This window comes from Brachybacterium sp. J153 (assembly GCF_036311905.1).
GTDB lineage: Bacteria > Actinomycetota > Actinomycetes > Actinomycetales > Dermabacteraceae > Brachybacterium.
On the sequence record NZ_JAZDCH010000014.1, the window covers coordinates 24593 to 43018 of the forward strand.

At 72.1% G+C, this 18426-nt stretch carries 22 protein-coding genes; 5 read left to right on the forward strand and 17 right to left on the reverse strand.

Annotated elements, in window-relative coordinates; translation table 11 throughout:
• Positions 1-33: 33 nt before the first annotated feature.
• The 7 genes from V1258_RS07690 to V1258_RS07720 all read right to left on the reverse strand — a co-directional run bounded on the left by V1258_RS07690 (position 34) and on the right by V1258_RS07720 (position 4424).
• The gene (locus V1258_RS07690; protein ID WP_329749080.1) at positions 34-327 is read right to left on the reverse strand and encodes a DUF4287 domain-containing protein; all 294 of its coding nucleotides are present in this window, start codon (positions 325-327) and stop codon (positions 34-36) included.
• Between the two features lie 100 nt (positions 328-427).
• A complete protein-coding gene (locus V1258_RS07695; RefSeq protein WP_329749081.1) occupies positions 428-886 on the reverse strand; it encodes a GNAT family N-acetyltransferase in 459 nt (152 codons plus the stop codon).
• Between the two features lie 69 nt (positions 887-955).
• The gene (locus tag V1258_RS07700) at positions 956-1306 is read right to left on the reverse strand and encodes a hypothetical protein (RefSeq protein WP_329749082.1); all 351 of its coding nucleotides are present in this window, start codon (positions 1304-1306) and stop codon (positions 956-958) included.
• A gap of 27 nt (positions 1307-1333) precedes the next feature.
• The gene (locus tag V1258_RS07705; protein ID WP_329749083.1) at positions 1334-2101 is read right to left on the reverse strand and encodes an SCO1664 family protein; all 768 of its coding nucleotides are present in this window, start codon (positions 2099-2101) and stop codon (positions 1334-1336) included.
• Positions 2101-2661: a DUF3090 domain-containing protein gene (locus V1258_RS07710; RefSeq protein WP_329749084.1), complete on the reverse strand. Its 561-nt coding sequence runs from the start codon at positions 2659-2661 to the stop codon at positions 2101-2103. Before V1258_RS07710 ends, V1258_RS07705 begins: the two co-directional genes overlap by 1 nt.
• Positions 2658-3377: a histidine phosphatase family protein gene (locus tag V1258_RS07715; RefSeq protein ID WP_329749085.1), complete on the reverse strand. Its 720-nt coding sequence runs from the start codon at positions 3375-3377 to the stop codon at positions 2658-2660. The genes V1258_RS07710 and V1258_RS07715 overlap by 4 nt, the downstream gene beginning before the upstream one ends.
• A 249-nt stretch (positions 3378-3626) precedes the next feature.
• Positions 3627-4424 (reverse strand): alpha/beta fold hydrolase, encoded by a 798-nt coding sequence (locus V1258_RS07720; protein WP_329749086.1) that lies wholly within the window; start codon positions 4422-4424, stop codon positions 3627-3629.
• Positions 4425-4471: 47 nt separating this feature from the next.
• On the opposite strand from V1258_RS07720, the gene V1258_RS07725 reads away from it, so the two are divergent.
• The 3 genes from V1258_RS07725 to V1258_RS07735 all read left to right on the forward strand — a co-directional run bounded on the left by V1258_RS07725 (position 4472) and on the right by V1258_RS07735 (position 7344).
• Complete coding sequence (locus V1258_RS07725; RefSeq protein ID WP_329749087.1) at positions 4472-5767, forward strand: condensation domain-containing protein; 1296 nt, start codon at positions 4472-4474, stop codon at positions 5765-5767.
• Between the two features lie 96 nt (positions 5768-5863).
• Positions 5864-6073, forward strand: a complete 210-nt coding sequence (locus V1258_RS07730) for a hypothetical protein (protein ID WP_329749088.1) — start codon at positions 5864-5866, stop codon at positions 6071-6073.
• A gap of 299 nt (positions 6074-6372) precedes the next feature.
• Complete coding sequence (locus V1258_RS07735; RefSeq protein WP_329749089.1) at positions 6373-7344, forward strand: arsenic resistance protein; 972 nt, start codon at positions 6373-6375, stop codon at positions 7342-7344.
• 256 nt (positions 7345-7600) lie between these two features.
• Here V1258_RS07735 and V1258_RS07740 read toward each other — a convergent pair whose 3' ends face one another.
• The 6 genes from V1258_RS07740 to V1258_RS07765 all read right to left on the reverse strand — a co-directional run bounded on the left by V1258_RS07740 (position 7601) and on the right by V1258_RS07765 (position 11713).
• Positions 7601-8083, reverse strand: coding sequence for a phage tail protein (locus V1258_RS07740; protein ID WP_329749090.1), 483 nt, complete (start codon positions 8081-8083; stop codon positions 7601-7603).
• 47 nt (positions 8084-8130) lie between these two features.
• The gene (arfB, locus tag V1258_RS07745) at positions 8131-8553 is read right to left on the reverse strand and encodes an alternative ribosome rescue aminoacyl-tRNA hydrolase ArfB (RefSeq protein ID WP_329749091.1); all 423 of its coding nucleotides are present in this window, start codon (positions 8551-8553) and stop codon (positions 8131-8133) included.
• Between the two features lie 116 nt (positions 8554-8669).
• A complete protein-coding gene (locus tag V1258_RS07750; protein ID WP_329749092.1) occupies positions 8670-9161 on the reverse strand; it encodes a VOC family protein in 492 nt (163 codons plus the stop codon).
• 113 nt (positions 9162-9274) lie between these two features.
• Positions 9275-10294 (reverse strand): LLM class flavin-dependent oxidoreductase, encoded by a 1020-nt coding sequence (locus V1258_RS07755; RefSeq protein WP_329749093.1) that lies wholly within the window; start codon positions 10292-10294, stop codon positions 9275-9277.
• Positions 10287-10865, reverse strand: coding sequence for a 1-acyl-sn-glycerol-3-phosphate acyltransferase (locus V1258_RS07760; RefSeq protein WP_329749094.1), 579 nt, complete (start codon positions 10863-10865; stop codon positions 10287-10289). The genes V1258_RS07755 and V1258_RS07760 overlap by 8 nt, the downstream gene beginning before the upstream one ends.
• Positions 10866-10927: 62 nt before the next feature.
• Positions 10928-11713 (reverse strand): isocitrate lyase/PEP mutase family protein, encoded by a 786-nt coding sequence (locus V1258_RS07765; protein ID WP_442878589.1) that lies wholly within the window; start codon positions 11711-11713, stop codon positions 10928-10930.
• A gap of 142 nt (positions 11714-11855) precedes the next feature.
• On the opposite strand from V1258_RS07765, the gene V1258_RS07770 reads away from it, so the two are divergent.
• Positions 11856-13511, forward strand: a complete 1656-nt coding sequence (locus V1258_RS07770) for an ABC-F family ATP-binding cassette domain-containing protein (RefSeq protein ID WP_329749095.1) — start codon at positions 11856-11858, stop codon at positions 13509-13511.
• 9 nt (positions 13512-13520) lie between these two features.
• On the opposite strand, the gene V1258_RS07775 is transcribed toward V1258_RS07770, so the two are convergent.
• The 4 genes from V1258_RS07775 to V1258_RS07790 all read right to left on the reverse strand — a co-directional run bounded on the left by V1258_RS07775 (position 13521) and on the right by V1258_RS07790 (position 17112).
• Positions 13521-14291 carry a DUF3152 domain-containing protein gene (locus V1258_RS07775; protein WP_329749096.1) on the reverse strand — a complete coding sequence of 257 codons (771 nt, stop codon included), beginning with the start codon at positions 14289-14291 and terminating at the stop codon, positions 13521-13523.
• Between the two features lie 42 nt (positions 14292-14333).
• Positions 14334-14828 carry a flavin reductase family protein gene (locus tag V1258_RS07780; RefSeq protein ID WP_329749097.1) on the reverse strand — a complete coding sequence of 165 codons (495 nt, stop codon included), beginning with the start codon at positions 14826-14828 and terminating at the stop codon, positions 14334-14336.
• A 155-nt stretch (positions 14829-14983) separates the two neighbouring features.
• Positions 14984-15832, reverse strand: coding sequence for a sugar phosphate isomerase/epimerase family protein (locus tag V1258_RS07785; protein WP_329749098.1), 849 nt, complete (start codon positions 15830-15832; stop codon positions 14984-14986).
• 107 nt (positions 15833-15939) lie between these two features.
• Positions 15940-17112, reverse strand: coding sequence for a Gfo/Idh/MocA family protein (locus V1258_RS07790; protein ID WP_329749099.1), 1173 nt, complete (start codon positions 17110-17112; stop codon positions 15940-15942).
• Between the two features lie 295 nt (positions 17113-17407).
• On the opposite strand from V1258_RS07790, the gene V1258_RS07795 reads away from it, so the two are divergent.
• A complete protein-coding gene (locus V1258_RS07795) occupies positions 17408-18355 on the forward strand; it encodes an L-lactate dehydrogenase (RefSeq protein ID WP_329749100.1) in 948 nt (315 codons plus the stop codon).
• Positions 18356-18426: the final 71 nt, after the last annotated feature.

Genomic DNA, 18426 nt, shown 5'->3' on the forward strand with positions numbered 1-18426 from the left:
GTCGACGGGGACGTCCCGCGGCGGGGGAGCTCGTCAGCTCGTGGGCTTGGTCGCCGCCCCGTCGAGCCAGAGCGTCTCCGACTCATCCCGATGCACGCCCTCCGTCCCGACGTGCTTGCTGCTGATCGTGGGGCCCTTCTGGATGACATGGACGAGTGCCATCCCATGGCCTCGCCCGAGGCCATAATCGTCCTTGAGCCACGCGAGGATCTCGCCGGCCTTCGTGCCCGGCTGGTCGAGGCCCTTTTCCTGTGCGATCTCGACAAGCTGCCGCGGCGTCAGGCCGGTCTTCTTCTCGATGGTGTCCAGATAGGCCTGGAATGACATGGGATCCCCCTCGCTCACCGAGCGCCGAGCGGCACTTGAGCACCAGGGTGCTGTCCCGTGCCCCCAGAGCACAAGACCCTGCCACCGGCAGCCCGGGGGATCAGAGGGCGCGGGTCAGGAAGATGCTGTTCGGGTCCGGCGAGTAGTGCGCGAACGGGTCGCACGGGGTGAACCCCTCGCTGCGGTAGAGCGCGCGAGCTCCCGCGAAGAACTCCATCGAGCCCGTCTCGAGCGAGAGCCGTCGGACTCCCCGGGAGCGAGCGTCGTCGACCACCACGCGCAGCAGGGCCCGCGCGATGCCCTGGCCGCGCCGGTGCGGGGCCGTGCGCATGCTCTTCAGCTCCTCGTGCGCCGCATCGATCCGTGCGAGGGCTGCCGTGCCCACGAGTTCCGCATCGAGACGTGCGCACCACAGGCGGACCTCCGGGCGATCCAACGCGGAGAGATCGAAGGCGTGCCGGGACTCAGGGGGCGCGGTGGACCGCATGTCGTCCAGGTGATCCTGGAGGAATCGAGCCAGGGCCGCATCCTCGAAATCTGCGCGCACGATGGAGAGCACCGCGCCATGCTCTCATGGCACGCCGTGCACGAGGGTGCGGCCCGATGCGCCTCGCCGTCCCCCGCGAGCTCAGGCTCCCGCGCGCTGGTGCTTGATCGCCGCCCGCCGGATCGAGGCGACCTTCGGGGAGTCCCTCCGGTCCTCGGGCAGCGCGTCGAGGACCGTGACGTCCGCCCGCGCCGCGAGCGTGAGCAGGCCCCACATCCCGATCGTGTCGAGCTCGAGGTCGATGTCCTCCGGCGAGGCCGCGGCGAACACCGCATGCGCCGCCGCCTCGACCTCGGGGTCGCTCTCCCTCTTCGCCGCGCCCTTGACGGCGTTGGGCTGGTTCGAGTAGTTGTCGAGCGCTGTCTGCAGCTGCTCGGACCGCTCTGTCCCGAGCGCAGCGGCCAGCGCCTCCTGGATCGGCATCTCGGTCATCACGTCACCGGTGTCCTCTCTGTGTCTTCAGAACAGCGGCCAGGGCACCGCAGGCATCTCCCCGCTCGGGGCCGGGAAGCATCCGTCCCCCTGCAGGCGGGTGCAGCGCTCGGCGAGCGCCGCGAGCTCCTCGGGGTTGAGCAGTGCCGCGAGGTCTCGGCCGAGCTCGTCGTCGAGAGCGTCGGCGACACGCCGGATGCCGTCCAGCTCCTCGGTGCTCAGCGCCTCTCCGATCCATCCCCAGAGGACGGTGCGCAGCTTGTCCTCGTGATGGAAGGTGAGTCCGTGGTCGACGCCGTGGCGGTGCCCGTCGGCCATGGCGAGGATGTGGTCGCCCTTGCGGTCGGCGTTGTTCACGATCACGTCGAACACCGCCATGCGTCGCAGCGCGGGGGTGTCCTCGTGGACGAGGGCGATCGCCCGACCGGACTGGTCCTCGCCCTCGAGCACGGTCCGCCAGCCCACCTCGGGCACCTGGTCCAGCGGGACCAGGTCCACGGCGTCCTGATCGGGATCCGGCTCCTGCCAGAGCTGGACCATCCCCTCGCCGAATGGGCCGTCGCGCAGCCAGGTGCGCGGCACGATGTCCCAGCCGACGGTCTCGGAGACGAGGTGGGCGGCCACCTCGCGGCGCGCCAGGGTGGCGCCGGGGAAGTCCCAGAGCGGGGCCTCGCCCGCAACGGGCTTGTAGACGACGACCGCATCGCCGATGGTCCCCAGGAACGTCGCGTTGGACGCGGTCGTGAGGCGACCGGTGAGCACCAGCTCGTCGGTCACCAGGTCCGGAGCGGACATCAGGACTCGGGGATGATGCAGGTGTGGCCACCGGGGTCGATGGGATGGCCGCAGAGCGTGCACAGGGGACGCCCGGCGTCGACGACCTCACGGGTGCGCCGGGTGAACGCCCGAGCGGTGCCGACGGGCATCTTCACCCTCAACATCTCGGCATCCGGCGCCGGCGGCTCCTCCGCGAGATCCTCGTCGAGCTCGCCGCCGTCCGGGAGCGGGTGCGCCTCGATGATCACCTGGGCCGTGGTGGGGTCCCAGCCGATGCCGATGGCGCCGGCGCGGAACTGCTCCTCGACGGTGTCGAGCGGATCGTTGTCGACGAGCTCGACGGGAGTGTTCGTGGGCACGCTCCAGCGGTTGCCCTCGACCTCGCGGAGCCGGTCGAGGATCTCGTCGACCTTCTGCGCGAGCAGCGCCGCCTGCTCCTTCTCGAGGGCGACGCTCACGATCCGCGGCCCAGTGCGCGCCTGGAGGTAGAACGTGCGGGATCCGGGGAGTCCGACCGTCCCGATGACGACGCGGTCCGGCCAGTCGAACTCATGGACAGGGGCGGGCACGTCGGTCATGTCCTGATCCTAGGCGCCGGGCCGTCGGCGGCGGGAGTGCCGGCGCCGCCGCCCACTGCGGCATCGGCCGACGGGACTCTCGTCGCGAGCCAGGACAGCTCGCCGGAGTCGGTGTTGGTCGCGAGGACCCTCGGCCTGCTCGCGCCATAGGTCACGATGGACACCGAGGCGGGCCCGACCTCGAGCCGCTGGAACATGTCCAGGTGCATGCCGAGCGCATCGGCCAGGATCGCCTTGAGGAGGTCGCCGTGGCTGACCGCGACCCACACCGCCCCCGGCCCGTGCTCGGACTCGACCTCCGCGTCGTGGCGCCGGATCGCCGCCACAGCCCGGGCCTGCATCCTGGCCATCGACTCGCCGCCGGGGAAGGTGACGGCCGACGGATGGGCCTGCACGGTCCGCCACAGCTCCTCGGTCGCGAGGTCCTTCAGCGCGCGGCCCTGCCATGCGCCGTAGTCGCACTCGATGAGGTCGGCGTCGACCGACTCGGGCGGGGCGGCCGACTGCCGCTCGAGGATGGCCCGGGCGGTCTCCCGGCAGCGCTCGAGAGGGCTCGACACCACGCGGGCCACCGGCACGGCCGCGATCCTGTCCCCGGTCCGCGCCGCCTGCTCCCGGCCCAGATCATCGAGGCCGACGCCGGGCGTCCGACCGGCCAGCAGCCCGGTCGCATTGGCCGTGGTGCGGCCGTGCCGCACGAGGAGAACTGTCGCCATCCCTCCAGCCTAATCACGCCCTCGAGGTCCGCGTCACCCCTTGGTCATCCGCACGGGGGGACGGCGCCGGCCCGCCGCCCGTACGGACCTCACGGTCTCGCCCTCGACAGCGAGGACCCGATCGACGGCGACGTCATGAGACCTACCGATCGACCCTCACACGGAGGCCCCTCCCCGGAGACGGGGAGGACGACGAGCTGATCGGGCTCCTCGGCGTCACCGTGTCACGTCCGCCGGAGCGGGCTGCGGTCACTGTCCCGTGGCGGAGAGGGGCGACCGTGCGATGTCGGCGGCGAGCACGGCCGGCCACCGTCGCACCTCGTCGGGTGTCGAGGCGACCTGCAGCGCGGCGTTCGGCATGAGCGAGACCAGCGCCTCGGCGGTCGAGATCGGGTGACCCGGGTCGTCGATCCAGGCGAGCACCGTGGTCGGCTGCGTGAGGCGCGCGATCTGCTCCGGCGTCGGGAGGTCGCTGAGCGCCGCACCGCGATAGACGGCGGGCAGGAGGTCCGCCGCGACGTGAGGCACCGTGTCGGGGCGGCCTGCTGCCGCCGGCGGGCCCGGGGCCGCGGCGTCGGCCGCGAGCATGCGCTCGATGCCGTGCGCCTCGAGGAGCGTCGCAGCCCTGCGGTACTCCTCGGCCCGCGCCGCTCTCGTCGCCCAGGCTGTCGGTGGGAGCAGCAGGGTGAACCCGCTGAAGCGGTCGGGCTCCAGCACTGCAGCGTGCAGCAGCGTGCCCGCGCCCATCGAGAGGCCCACGCCGTGCACCTGTTCGCCCGGGAACCACACCTCGAGCAGGTGCAGCAGGTCCTCGGCGAGGGTGGGCCACAGATAGTCCTCCGGGACCGGACGGCCGGTGGAGTGCCCGTGCCCGCGCGCGTCGTAGCGCAGCAGCCGCGTGTCGGAGAGCCCGCGCCCGAGATCGAGATCCAGCAGTCGATCGCGGGAGCGGCTCGAGGTGAGCCCGTGAAGCTGGACCACGGGCGGGCCGGACTCGTCGCTGAACGCCCAGGCGATCTGCGCTCCGGGGACCTCGATCCTGTGCATGTGATCGCCGCCTCTGCATCTGCGCTGGTCACGCCTATAGTAGCGCCATGCGGCTCACGCACGTCTCCCACCTGCGGCTGCCGTTCGGGCCACTGCTCGGGATCGAGCTCGAGGCGTCAGCGCCCGGACGGTCGTTGCCGATCTCCTTCGACCAGGCACGGCACGTTCAGCTCGGGGACCGGCCCGGGTCCTGGATGGCTCTCGCCTTCCGGCTGCCCGGCCCTCTCGATCGTGACGAGCTCGCCGCCGCGTGGACGGTGGTGGTCCGGGCCCACGGCACCTTGCGCACCGTCTTCGTCGATCGGGGCGATGCGCCCGCGTCGCTGCACGAGGTCACGTACGGCCCCGGGACCTGGGTCGAGCACGAGGTCGCGCCCGGGCAGTCGATGAGCTCCGCGCTGCAGGACGTCCTGGACGCGCACTGCCGACCGCTCTCGCGACCCTCGCACCGGCTGTGCATGATCGAGACGTCCGACGGGCCCACGCTCGTGCTCGCCGCCGACCACTCCCACGTGGACATGTGGTCGATGCTGGTCATCGTCCGGGACCTCCTGGCAGCCCTCGACAGGATCCAGCGCGGCGAGTCCCCCGCACCGGCGCCCGTGCCCTCCTTCGTCGAGCACACGGAGGCTCTCCGGGACCGTCCCGCGGCGCCGGAGGAGGTGCATCGACGCTGGCGCGAGGTCATCGACGCGGGCGGCGGTGCGATGCCCCGCTTCCCGCTGCCGCTGGGAGATCCGTCGGTCCATCCCGAGAGGGTGGTCGTCCGGGACGTGCTCGACGGCGACGCGCTGGCGGCCTACTCCGAGCGGGCGCGGCAGGAGGGGGTCTCGACCCTCGCTCTGACGATCTCCGCGATGACGAGCACCACCCAGGAGCTCGCGGGCACGGCTCTGAGAGCCGTGTTCCCGGTGCACAGCCGCTACGAGCAGCGCTGGCACGACAGCGTCGGCTGGTTCATCACGAACTCGGTGCTGGAATCCGGCGACCCCGACCCGTCGGCCTGCGCCGTCGCGATCAAGGAGTCGCTGCGGCTCGGCTCCCATCCGCTCTCCGAGCTCATGACTCCGTGGGGCGGCATGCCCGAGGCGGCGGGGATGCTGGCCGTGTCGTGGCTGGACATGCGTCGCCTCCCGGTGACGATCGACACCCGGGGCCTGGACGCCCACTACATCAGCGCCGGCATCCGCACTGACGGAGTGATGCTGTGGTTCGTCACCGACACCTCCGGCATCCACCTACGTTGCCGGTACCCGGACACCCCGGAGGCGCGGCAGAGCGTGGGTGCATGGCTGGACGACCTCGTCGCCCGCATTCGTCGAGCGGGCGTCCGGGGAGGCTGATCCTCCTCGCGTTCGACTCCCCTCCGGAGCGCCTGGCCGAGCCGGCCGATGCGTCGACTCCGTCACGTCGCGGCGGTGCACTGCGAGGCTGGGGAGATGAGCGCGCATCCCGCCTTCCCGAACCACGTCTTCGACGGGCTCGGCACCGAGCCCCTTGTCCACGAGGAGAGGATCGGCGGGATGGTGATGGTGGCCGAGAAACGATCAGAGAGCGGCCCGATCACCCTGCTCACCGCGGGGGCGTCGAAGCCTTCCACCGACTCGGGGGAGGCGGTCGAGCTCGCGGTCGAGGTGCCGGACGGCTAGCAGGGAGCGGGCGTGATCGCCCTGCGGATCGTGTGCGACGACATCGCGCAGAACCGGCGCGTCCCACCCGTCGCCGTCCCGTGGCGCAATCCCGAGCCCTTCCTGTGCGGCACCGCGATCTTCGCGATCGTGGTCACCGGATCGCGCTGGGGCGCCCGCTCCGACGAGGTGCGCGACGAGGACGGCGCGATCGTCGCCACACCCTCGGCGAACGCGGCGGCGGTCGCGACCTATCGTGCGGCAGGATTCGAGGCGCTGGAGGAGGCGAGCGACCTCCGCCGGCCCGGAGGAGGAGCGGCATGGGCGCGATCGTCGAGCGGATGGAGCGCCACCAGATCCCGTTCTACCTCGCGGGACTCGCCCTCGGAGCCGTCGTCGGCCTCGCCGTCCCCGCGATCGCGCCCGGGGCGGAGCGCGCCGTCACGCCGGTGCTGGCGCTCCTGCTCTATGCCACCTTCCTCGGCCTGCCGCTGGAGCGGATCGGCGCGGCGCTGCGCGACCGACGCTTCCTCGGGGCCTTGCTGTTGACGAACTTCGTGCTCCTGCCGCTGGTCGTCTGGCCGCTCTCGCTCCTGGTCGCCGACGACCGGGCGCTGCTGATCGGCGTTCTGCTGGTGCTGCTGACCCCGTGCATCGACTATGTCATCGTCTTCAGCGGGATCGCGGGCGGAGATGCGGAACGGCTCGTCGCCGCCTCGCCGCTGCTGATGCTCGGCCAGATGCTGCTCCTGCCGGCCTTCCTGTGGCTGCTCGCGGGGGAGGAGCTCGCTCGCGCGATCGACCTCGCGCCCTTCCTCGAGGCCTTCGGGCTCCTGATCGTGCTGCCTCTCCTCGCGGCGGCGCTCACCCGGCGGGCCTCGGGCCGGAGCCCGCTCGCCCGTCGGGTGGGCGGCGGCATGCAGGATGCGATGGTGCCGCTCATGGTGGCGACGCTCGCCGTGGTCGTCGCCTCCCAGATCGCCGGCGTCGGCGACCGCCTCGGCGACCTGCTGCGCACGGTTCCGGTGTACGTCCTGTTCGCGGCGGCGATGGTGGTCCTCGGCCTCCTCGCGGGCCGGCTCGCCCGCCTCGACGTCCCGGGCCGGCGCGCGCTCGTGCTCAGCGGCGTCACCCGGAACTCGCTCGTGGTGCTTCCGCTCGCCCTCGCGCTGCCCGCCGCGTACGACCTCGCCCCGCTCGCCGTGGTCACGCAGACCCTCGTCGAGCTGATCGTCCTGGTGATGCTGGTCCGTCTGGTGCCGCGGCTCGTGCCCGCCGACGGGGAGGGCTGAGGGCGAGGTCGGCCGTCGCGTCGTCGGACCGGGCCGGGGTGCGCCGCAGGTGGCCGTCCCGAGGAAGTCGAGACAGCCCCGAGGCCGTCGGGGTAGTGCTCGACCGTGACCGCTCAGATGATCATCACGGGCAGGCCGAGCGGGACCGGCTTCAGCAACAGGGGGCGAAGTCCTCGGCGAGCATCACCCCCGACTGCTGGCACAGGTGCTTCGGGAGGTCGGGATCGCGGCCGGCCACCTCAGCTCTGTCCCCGACTCATGCCTCCTCGGGCAGCGGATGCTCTCCCTTGATCACGAAGAAGGAGCCGCGGATCTCCCCGGCGAGCTTCGAGCGCTGCCGCGCGAACCTGAAGGCCGACAGCTCCGGCGGGACATCCATCCCCTCGGACAGCTTGACGCCGACCGCCCGCTTGCCTCCCTCCTCGCGCGTCCACAGCACGTTCACCGCGAGCCCGGACGCGTAGAAGACGTGCATCCAGAAGATCCCCTCGACCTCGTTGACGCTCACCTCGAGCGCCGGAGACGTGAGCACGATCTCCCGCTCAGAGCGCAGGATCTCCTCGACCCAGGAGAGGGTCGCAGAAGCCTGGGCGGCGGGCAGCGTCGCGAACGTGTGCGAGTACTTCGTCGAGACGTAGCGCGCCTCGTTCGCGCGCAGACCGGCGAGAGAGTCGGCGACGGGGGAGGACTCGAGGCCCGAGGTGGACACCTCCGTGAAGGACACGGTCTGTGCGGACATGGGCAGAGCGCGGGCCGCCAGGGAGGAGATCGTCCGGGACCCAGGCTCTACATCTCCGGACGACGGCGCAGCTGCTTGGTCGCCCCGCGCTGCGTCTTCGCCTCGAGCCGGCGCCGCTGCGAGCCGCGCGTGCGCTTCGTCGGCCGACGCGGCACCGGCGGGGCGAGCGCCTCGCGCAGCCGCGCGGCGAGTCGCTCGCGAGCGGTGGCCCGGTTGCGGTGCTGGGAGCGGTGCTCGGACGCCTCGATCCGCAGGACCTCGCCGAGCGAGGAGACCGCGCGCTCGCGCTGCTCCGGGGTGAGCGCGGTGCTCGCGGCGAGGTCCCAGCTGAGCTGCACGCGGGAATCAGCGGTGTTCACCCCTTGGCCGCCGGGTCCCGAGGCATGGGTGAAGCGCTCGACGAGCTCCGCCTCCGGGATCACGACCCCCTGGGGAGCGCCCGGCCCAGGAGCGACGCGGAGGTCCGTCATCAGGTCACCTTCCTTCGCGCCGGGGTCGACAGTGTCGACTGACGAACCATTTCGGGACTCATTCTGGCTCGTGCGTCGACAGTGTCGACCTCAGAGCCCCGCCCAGCGCGTGCCTCTCAGGACTCCGCGGCGGCCTCGAGCCGAGCGATGTCCAGCTTGACCTGCGTCATCATCTCGCGCGTGACCGCCTCGGCGTGGGGTCCCCGCAGCAGCTCGTTGAGCCGCTCGGGCACGACCTGCCAGGACAGACCGAAGCGGTCGCGGCACCAGCCGCACTGGGACTCGGCGCCGCCGTCGGCGATCAGCGCCTCCCACAGGCGATCCACCTCCTCCTGGGTCTGCACCGTGAGGACGATCGAGACCGCCTCGGAGAGCGGGAAGGCGGGGCCGCCGTTCAGCAGCGTGTACGGGACGCCACCGAGGACCAGGTCGACGGTGAGGGCCTGCCCGGTCATGTCCGGCCCATCGGGCGGGCCGCCGCCGGCCGCATAGGCGGTGCGGGCGAGGATCCTCGAGTCAGGGATCAGGGAGACGTAGAAGTCGGCGGCCTCGTCGATGCGGCCGTCGAACCAGAGGCAGGTCTGCACGTCAAGGCGCGGGGTGCTCATGCGGGCATCCTCCTCCTCGTCCGCTCCGAGGGCTACCCTTCGCGGCATGGGAATCCATCGGGAGGGAGGGAGCCGGACAGTCCTGACCGTGGCGCCCCGGACCCCGGGGCGGTTCAGTCCTGTGCGGGCGTCCAGCCGAGCGCCGGTCCGAGTCGGGTGGCGATGTCGGTGAGGATCCCCGCGTAGTCCTCGGGCGCGAAGCTGAAGGGGAGCGCGAAGGCGACCTCGTCGACCTCGCGGAAGCCCGCGTGGGCCCACAGCTGCTCGGCGATCTCCTCGCTCGTGCCGACCAGGTCCGGGGCGAACAGCATCCCGCGCGGTCCCTGAGGGGCGCGGGTGCGGGGGAGGCGCTCGGCGACGTAGGCGCGGTAGCGCTCCTCCTGCGCCGCGCTCGCCGAGTCGGTCGGGATCACGACGAGGCCCTGGGAGGCGCGGGTCCCGCCCGCGGCGCGGAAGGCGCGGATCTGCGCGGCCTGGACCGCGGCGAAGTCCGGCTCCTCGTCGGGGCCGGGGAAGATCACGCTCGAGGAGAGCAGGTGCAGCCCGTGCTCCCCGGCCCACACCGCGGATTCGAGGGAGCCGGCGCCGTACCAGAGCCGCTCGCGCAGCCCGGGGGAGTGGGGCTCGACCCGCGCCGAGTACTCCTCGACCACGCCCTGCTTCCCCTCGAGCTCGCGCACGCGCTCGCCGGCGAGGAGCCGTGCGAGGCGCTCCACGCGCGCCTTCGAGAAGTCCTCGACCTCGGCGGTGTCCGGGTAGAGGGCATGGCGGACGGTGTCGTACTGCATCGGGGTGCCCACGCTGACGCCGGGGTTGATCCGTCCGCCCGCGAGGACGTCGACGGTCGCGAGGTCCTCGGCCAGGCGCAGCGGGTTCTCCCAGCCCAGCGGGGTCACCGCGGTGCCGAGCTCGATGCGGGAGGTGCGCTGGCTCGCCGCGGCCATTACCGCGATCGGGGAGGAGATCCCGAACTGCAGGTGGCGGTGGCGCAGCCAGGCGCTGTCGAGGCCGAGCTCCTCGCCGAGCTCGATCAGCGACAGCGTCGCCTCGTGCCCCGGGCCGGGATCGGCGGGATCGAACAGGCCGATGGTGAGGAACCCGAGACGGCGCAGCGGGCGGGAGCGATCAGGCATTCGAATCATCCTCCTCCCGCAGCCGCGGCTCGACGCGCAGCTCGGGGTGGTAGCCGGATTTGTCGGCGAAGAAGGCGCGGATGCGGTCCATGTCCGCGCGGACGTCGCCGGTGACCTCGAAGGTCGGGCCCAGGCCGCTGGTCATCGTGGTGCGGTCCATGTACCCGAGCGTCAGCGGGAGCCCCGTCGCCCGGGCGATGCGGTAGAAGCCGGACTTCCAGTGGGTGTGGGCGCCCCGCGTACCGTCCGGGGTGATGACCAGCCCGAACACCTTCCCGCTGTGCACCAGGGCGATGACCTCGTCGACCACCCGGGCGGGGTCGCGGCGGTCCACCGGGATCCCGCCGAGGGCGCGCATGACCGGACCCTTCCAACCGGTGAACAGGGTGTGCTTGCCGAGCCAGCGCAGCCGGAGCCGCAGCCGCCAGCCGATCGCCAGCATGTACACGAAGTCCCAGTTGGAGGTGTGCGGGGCACCGACGAAGATCGTGGGCCGGTCCGGGACGCGCTCGACGGCGAGCCGCCACGGCGACACCGCCCAGAACAGGCGCGCGATGAGCTGTCGGATCATGGCCCGAGAGTAGGGCAGGGACAGGTCCTGTCCATGCGGCTTCCCGGATACCTGTAGCGGGATCAGTTCAGCGCCGGGGTGTCCTCCGGGATCACGCCGCTCCCATAGAGGTCCGTCGCCAGGTCGCGCAGGGCCCGCAGCGCGACGCGCTGGGTCATCGGCCCGTAAGAGATCCGGGCGACGCCCAGCTCCTCGTACTCCGCGGCGGACAGCGCCCCCGGCAGGCCGATCACCGACACCTTCCGCTCGCCGATCCCCGCGACCAGCTGCTGCGTCACCTCGCGGTCGAGGATCCCGGGCACGAAGACCAGGCTCGCCCCCGCCTCGAGGAAGGCCCGCCCGCGCTCGATCGCGTCTGCCACCGACTCCTGGATCGGCCGGTCCCCGCCGCGCACGAGCGCGTCGGTGCGGGCGTTGAGCTGGAAGTCCACGCCCTCCGCCTCGCCGGCGGCGACGATCGCCTCGACGGCGCGGACCGCCTGCGGCAGCGGCACCAGACGGTCCTCGACGTTCGCGCCGACGACGCCCGCGCCGATCGCGCGGCGGACCGTCTCGCCCGGATCGCCGAAGCCGGCGTCGAGATCCGCGGTGACCGGCAGATCGGTCGCGGCGACGATCTCGGCGATCGCCGCGAGGGCCACGTCGCGGGGGATTTCGCCGTCGGCGAAGCCGTGGCTCGCCGCGATCGAGTGCCCGGCGGTCGCGAGCGCGCGGGTGCCGGGGAGGTCGGCGACGGTGCTGGCGCTGATCGCGTCCCAGACGTTCACGACGCGGAGGATCTCGGGGGCCTCGTGGAGCGCCTTCAGCGCCTGGGCCTTCTCGGGGGTGGTCATCGCAGAGCTGCTCATGGCCCGACGCTACCCGCGTCCGCGGCGCTCCGGAAGGCCCGCGCCGGGCGGCGCGGGGCGGACGGTGGGAGGATGGGCCCATGGACCTCACCGTGGACCTCATCCTCTCCCTCGTCGCCCCGCCGGGCACGGCCTGGGTCCGGTGAGCGCGACCCTCGTCGCCTCCGGTCTCGCCGGAGGGCACGGCCACCGCATCCTGTTCGAGGGGGTCGACCTCACCGTCGCCCCCGGGGACGTGATCGGCGTCGTCGGCGCGAACGGCGCCGGGAAGTCGACCCTGCTCCGCCTCCTGGCCGGACTCGACAGCCCGCAGGCGGGCTCGATCGCGCTGTCCCCGCCGAGCGCCGTCATCGGCCACCTCCCGCAGGAGCACGAGCGCCGGCCGGGCGAGACCATCGCCGGGCATCTCGCGCGGCGCACCGGCTGCGCCGCGGCGACCGCGCGGATGGACGCCGCCGCCGAACGGCTTACCGACGAGAGCGCCGCGAGCGCCGACGCCTATGCGGCCGCCCTCGAGCACTGGCTCGCCGTCGGCGCCGCGGACCTCGAGGACCGGATCCCCGCGACCCTCGCGGAGCTCGGGCTCGACCTCGCCCCGAGCACCCCCATGACCGCGCTCTCCGGCGGGCAGGCGGCCCGCGTCGGGCTCGCGGCGCTGCTGCTGAGCCGCTTCGACCTGGTGCTGCTCGACGAGCCCACGAACGATCTCGACCTCGACGGCCTCGCCCGCCTGGAGTCCTTCGTACGCGGCCTGCGCGGCGGGGCGGTGCTGGTCAGCCACGACCGCGAGTTCCTCTCCCGCTGCGTCACCGAGGTGCTCGAGCTCGATCTCGCGCAGTCCTCCCACCGGCTCTACGGCGGCGGCTACGACGCCTACCTCGAGGAGCGCGAGACCGTGCGCCGGCACGCTCGCGAGGCCTACGAGGAGTTCGCCGCGACCAAGGCGGATCTCGTCTCCCGCGCCCGCACCCAGCGCGAATGGTCCAGCCAGGGCGTGCGCAACGCGATGCGGAAGTCACCGGACAACGACAAGATCCGACGCCGGGCGCAGTCCGAGTCCAGCGAGAAGCAGGCCCAGAAGGTACGGCAGATGGAGAGCCGGATCGCCCGCCTCGAGGAGGTCGAGGAGCCCCGCAAGGAGTGGCAGCTCCAGTTCACGATCGGGCAGGCGCCCCGCTCCTCGACCGTCGTCTCCACGCTCGGCGCCGCCGTGGTGCGCCAGGGCGACTTCACCCTCGGGCCCGTGTCCCTCCAGGTGAACGCCGGTGAGCGGGTGGGGATCACCGGCCCCAACGGCGCCGGCAAGACGACCCTGCTGCGCCTCCTGCTGGGGCACCGCGCCCCGGACGAGGGCTCGGCGAGCCTCGGCTCCTCGGTGCTGATCGGGGAGATCGACCAGGCCCGCACCGTGCTCGAGGCGACCGAGCCGGACGGTGCCCCGCTCCCGCTCTTCGCCGCGGTCGAGGCCCAGCTACCCGCGCTCAGCCCCGCCGAGGTGCGGACCCTGCTCGCGAAGTTCGCGCTGCGCGCGGATCACGTCGGCCGCGCCGCGGCGGAGCTGTCCCCGGGGGAGCGGACCCGCGCCGCCCTCGCCCTGCTGCAGGGCCGCGGGGTGAACCTGCTCGTCCTCGACGAGCCCACCAACCACCTCGACCTGCCCGCCATCGAGCAGCTCGAGGAGGCCCTCGAGTCCTACACCGGCACCCTGCTTCTGGTCACCCACGACCGGCGCATGCTGGAGGTCGTCTCCACCGATCGCCGCTGGCACGTCGAATCGGGGTCCGTGCGGGAGCTCTGAGGATCCCGCTCAGGCGGCGACCGTCGGCCAGGGGTTCGGCGTGCAGCCGTCCAGGTCGATGCTCTGCTGCAGCATCACCGGCGCCGGCTGCCCCTCGCCGGGGCACGAGGGGTGGCCGTGGCCGAGGAAGTGGCCCACCTCGTGGTTGACCATGTACGCCCGGTACTCCCGCAGATCGGTGAACGTGGGGGTCATGTACAACCAGCGGTCCGAGTTCAGCACCACGTCGCCGTCGTTGCGGCAGGACCAGGTGCTCTCCGTGCGCGCCGGCAGGCACAGCTCGTCGGTCGTGGTCGGGGAGGCGACGGAGATGGTGAACTCCGCGGCCGACGGATCGGCGACCCGGGTGAAGGCGACGTCATCGACGGGACCCCAGCCGCGCTCGTCGGCGAGGATCCGCTCGACCTCGTCGGCCGCCTCCTGCACGTCGATGCCGATCCCGTCCTCGACGCGCAGCGCATAGGTGTGGACCGTCGTCGCCTGCCCTGCGGAGCTCGCACCGGCGGCGGTCCAGGTGCCGGGCCCGACCGTCCCGGAGCGATGCAGCTCCTCGCTCTGGGCGAACATCTCGACGTCCGCCGCGGCGGTGGTGGCGGTGGTCTCCGGATCCGCCGCCGGGGCGGAGGGGAGCACCGTGCCCGTCGGCCCGACGAGCGCGGGATCCGGCTCCGAGGAGGTCAGCGCGACGACGAGCGGCACCGCGAGCAGCAGCACCGCGGCGGTGACGAGGAGGGTGCGCAGCAGACGTCCGCGTCGGCTCAGCACCAGTCGAGTGGCCATGGGGCGATCGTGCCATCCCGCGCCGTCCGACGCGGGCAGCGCTCAGCAGGCGATGTCGCCCTCGACGAGCCCCTTGAAGCGACTCCGGTGGAAGACCATCGCGGCCGCCGCGGGGGAGCTGTCGATCGCGAGCACCTCGAGCAGCGCGAGGTCGTGGTCGCCGGCGCGCATCTCGTCGTGGAGCGTCACCGTCATCCAGACGGGGGCGTCCCGCAGCACGAGCGCCCCGCCCTCGTCGACCTCCACGTCGAGACCGTCAAAGCGGCGCTCGCGGTCCGGACTCGCGAGCTGCCGGGTCACGCCCCGCTGGTTCGCGCCGAGCACGGTGATGCCGAGTCGGCCGTGCGCGCGCAGCAGCGGCCAGGTGCGAGAGCTGTGCTGCACCGCGACGGACACCAACGGCGGGTCCAGGGACACCCCGACCGTGAAGGTCGACGCGACGAGCCCGTGCCGGACCCCGTCGATCTCCGCGGCGACCAGGACCACTCCCTGGGGGACGTGGGAGAAGGCCTCACGGAGCGCGATGTCGGTCAGCATGTCCCGACTCTAGGCCGCCTCCCGGGACGACCGACGGCCGAGCCCCGATGCTGTGACCCGGCCGTCATCTGGCGTCATACGCGCTGGTGGAAACGCTCTGCGGGGTGTGCGGGAGATCGCCCCCCCCCCCGGGGCATCCCGCCGGCCGCTCGGGCTCAGTACCCGATGGACTTCAAGTACTCGCGCGAGTCCCGGATGCAGTCGAACGGGTCACGGCCGTAGGTGTCGTCCTGCTCGATGAGGAAGTACTCGGCCCCGGCCTTCTCGGCGGCCGGCAGGAGGGCGGGCCAGTTCATGTTGCCCTGGCCCACCTCGGCGAACTGGGCGAGGGACAGGAAGGCGCCGTAGAACTCCTTCATGTCCATCTCCCCGGCCTCGACGCGCTGCACGGCCTCCGCCGGCATCGGGGCCACGCGGAAGTCCTTGACGTGGATGAGCTTGCAGGCGCCGGCGTAGGCCTCGAGCATGTCGAGCGGGGCCATGCCGCCGCGCTGGACCCAGTGGAGGTCCACCTCGAACAGCAGCGAGGGGGCGACCCGGCGGACGATGTCGAAGATGCGCTCGCCGTCGAACTGGATCAGGTCCACGTGGTGGTTGTGGTAGCAGAGGGTGATGCCCTGCTCCGCCAGGCGGGCGGCGTACGGCTCGACGCTCGCGGCCCAGGCCTCCGTCGCCTCCTTCGACACCATCGCCGAGAAGGGCATCATGCCGATGCGCAGGAAGCGGGCGCCGGTGCGGCGGCAGGCGTCGACGGCGCGGTCGAACTCGGTCTCCAGGGCGAAGCCGTTGCCGCCGGGGGCGATCGAGGCGCTCATCGCGGCGGTCTCCACATTGAAGTCGGCCTTGCCGCGGACGAGGTCGTCGATGAGCTCGTCGGTCATCTCCACCTGGGAGACCTCGACGGCGTCGATGTCGAGCTCGCGCACCTGGCGCAGCACCTCGTACATCCCCTTCTCGTTGATCTGGTCCTTGAGCATCATGAGCTGCAGTCCGAGGACGGCCATGGGCGTGTTCTCCTTCGAGGATCGTGGCTGGTGGTGGGGTGCGGGTGCGGCACGCCCCGGCGCCGACGGGGCCGACGCCGGGACGTGCCGCGAGGTCGCGGGGGCGCTCAGGAGCGGGTGGGGAACTTGCCCTCCGCCTCGATGCGCTGGTTCAGCTCGGCGAGGTACTCGTCCGCCGGGTAGTCCACCAGGTCGATCTCGCGGCCGGTCCACGCCGACAGCTGCATGCCCGAGGCCAGGCGCACGCCGTTGATGCCCTCAGCGCCGTCGGCGATCAGCGGGGTGCCGTCGTTGATGTGGGCCGCGAAGTTGGTGAGGACGGCGATGTGCTGCTGACCCCACTGCGACTCGTAGGTCTTCTCCTCGACGGTGTAGACGGAGCTCGGATCCATCTCGCCGCGGAACAGCTTGGCGACATCCTGCATCGTCATCTTGTCGCTGAGGGCGCGCTCGTTCTCGGAAAGGCGGTAGACGGTGACCTTGGTCGAGGCGTCGACGACGACCTTGCCCTGGTCGAAGAGCATCTCCAGGCGGTCGGTGCCGATGATGTCGTTGGTGGAGGTCATGAAGTGGCCGGTGGCGCCGTCGCCGAAGTCCACGACCGCGTTGACCTCGTCCTCGGTGGCGATGTCGCGCTGGAAGCCGAAGGCCAGCTTCGCGAAGACCTTCTTCGGGGTGCCCGCGAGCCACTGCCACAGGTCCAGCTGGTGGGGAGCCTGGTTCACGAGGACGCCGCCGCCCTCACCGCCCCACGTGGCGCGCCACTCCGACTGGTCGTAGTAGCCCTGCGGACGCCACCAGGTGGTGATGATCCACGAGGTGTGGCGCAGCTTGCCCAGCTCGCCGGAGTCGATGAGCGCCTTGAGGTCCTTGTAGACGGGGTTGGTGCGCTGGTTGAACATGATCGCGAAGGTGGTCTCGGGGTGCTCCGCCGCGAAGGCGTTCATCTCCTCGACCTGCTTCGTGTACACGCCCGCGGGCTTCTCGGTGAGGGCGTGGATGCCCTTGCCGATCGCGGCGATGGTCATCTCGGCGTGCAGGAAGTGGGGGACGGTGGTGACCACGGCGTCCACGTCACCCGAGTCGAGCAGGGTCACGTAGTCGTCGTAGAAGGGGACGCCCGGGTGCTTCTCCGCGGCGAGCTCCTTCTTCGCGGGATCGATGTCGGCGATCGCGCCGAGCGTCATCCCGTCGATCTTCCCGTCCTGGAGGAGGCCGGCGTACATGCCGCCCTGGGCGCCGAGGCCGATGATCCCGAGGCGGACGTTCTTCTCCGACATGCTGTCTCCGTTCTGTCGTGAAGGGGAGCGCTCCGGACCGGGGGCCGGACGGATCGGCAGGACGCGGTGGTTAACCGGGCCCGACGGATGCCGTCGGCGGTGGGCGGGGCGATCCTCCTTCGATCTCGTCGTCGAGTCGCCGCGCCCTCGTCGGGCGCGCGCGGTGCGTCCCCTGATCGTCGCCGTCCCGGTGGCGGAAGCGGGGAAGTTGCAGGGCGTTGCAGTCCCCGGAGCGTCCGTCCCGCACCTTGGCGCCCCCTGTCGGCGCACCGGCGAGGGCCTCTACGCTCGCGGCATGAGCGGAACCTCAAAACTGACCGTGGTCGGAGCCGGAGCCGTCGGATCGAGCGTCGCCTATGCGGCACTGATCCGGGGCAGCGCCCGGCACATCGCCCTCTACGACATCGCCCCCGAGAAGACCTCGGCGGAGGTGCTCGACCTCGCGCACGGCTCCTTCTTCGCGGGCAGCAGCGAGATCACCGGAGGCAGCGACGTCGCCGTCGCCGCCGACAGCGACGTCGTCGTGATCACCGCCGGTGCGAAGCAGCGGCCGGGGCAGACCCGGATCGAGCTCGCCGCCACCAACGCGCGGATCATGGGGACCCTGATGCCGCAGCTGCTCGACGTCGCGCCCGACGCGGTGTACGTCATCGTCACCAATCCGTGCGACGTGCTGACGCTGTTGGCCGACGAGAGCAGCGGCCTGCCCGCCGGGCGCGTCTTCGCCTCCGGGACGGCGCTGGACTCCTCCCGGCTGAGGTGGGAGATCGCTCGGCGCGCCGGGGTGTCGACCTCGAGCGTGCACGCGCAGATCGTCGGCGAGCACGGCGACAGCGAGTTCCCGGTGTGGTCCACGGCGACCATCGGCACCGTCCCGATCCTCGAGTGGCGCGGCGAGGACGGCACCGGCTTCGACCGGGCGGAGCTCGAGAGGATCGCGGTGGACGTGCGCGATGCCGCCTACACGGTGATCCGTGGCAAGGGCGCCACCAACTATGCGATCGGCCTGTCGAGCGCCCGTATCGTCGAAGCCGTACTGCGCGACGAGCACGCGATCCTGCCGGTCGCGCCGGTACTCCACGGCGAGCACGGGATCGACGGGGTCGCGCTCTCGGTGCCGTGCGTGCTGGGTCGGCACGGCGCGCGCCCGATCGCGGGTACGCCGTTCGACGCCGACGAGCGCGCGGCGCTGCAGCGCTCCGCGGAGTCGCTGCGGGCCGTCGCCGCGGACCTGCGCGGCTGAGAGCCGGGACGCCGACGGGCCGGAACGGTGGCCAGTCCAGCCCGTCTGTGCTGGGGGAGGTAATCGCCAGT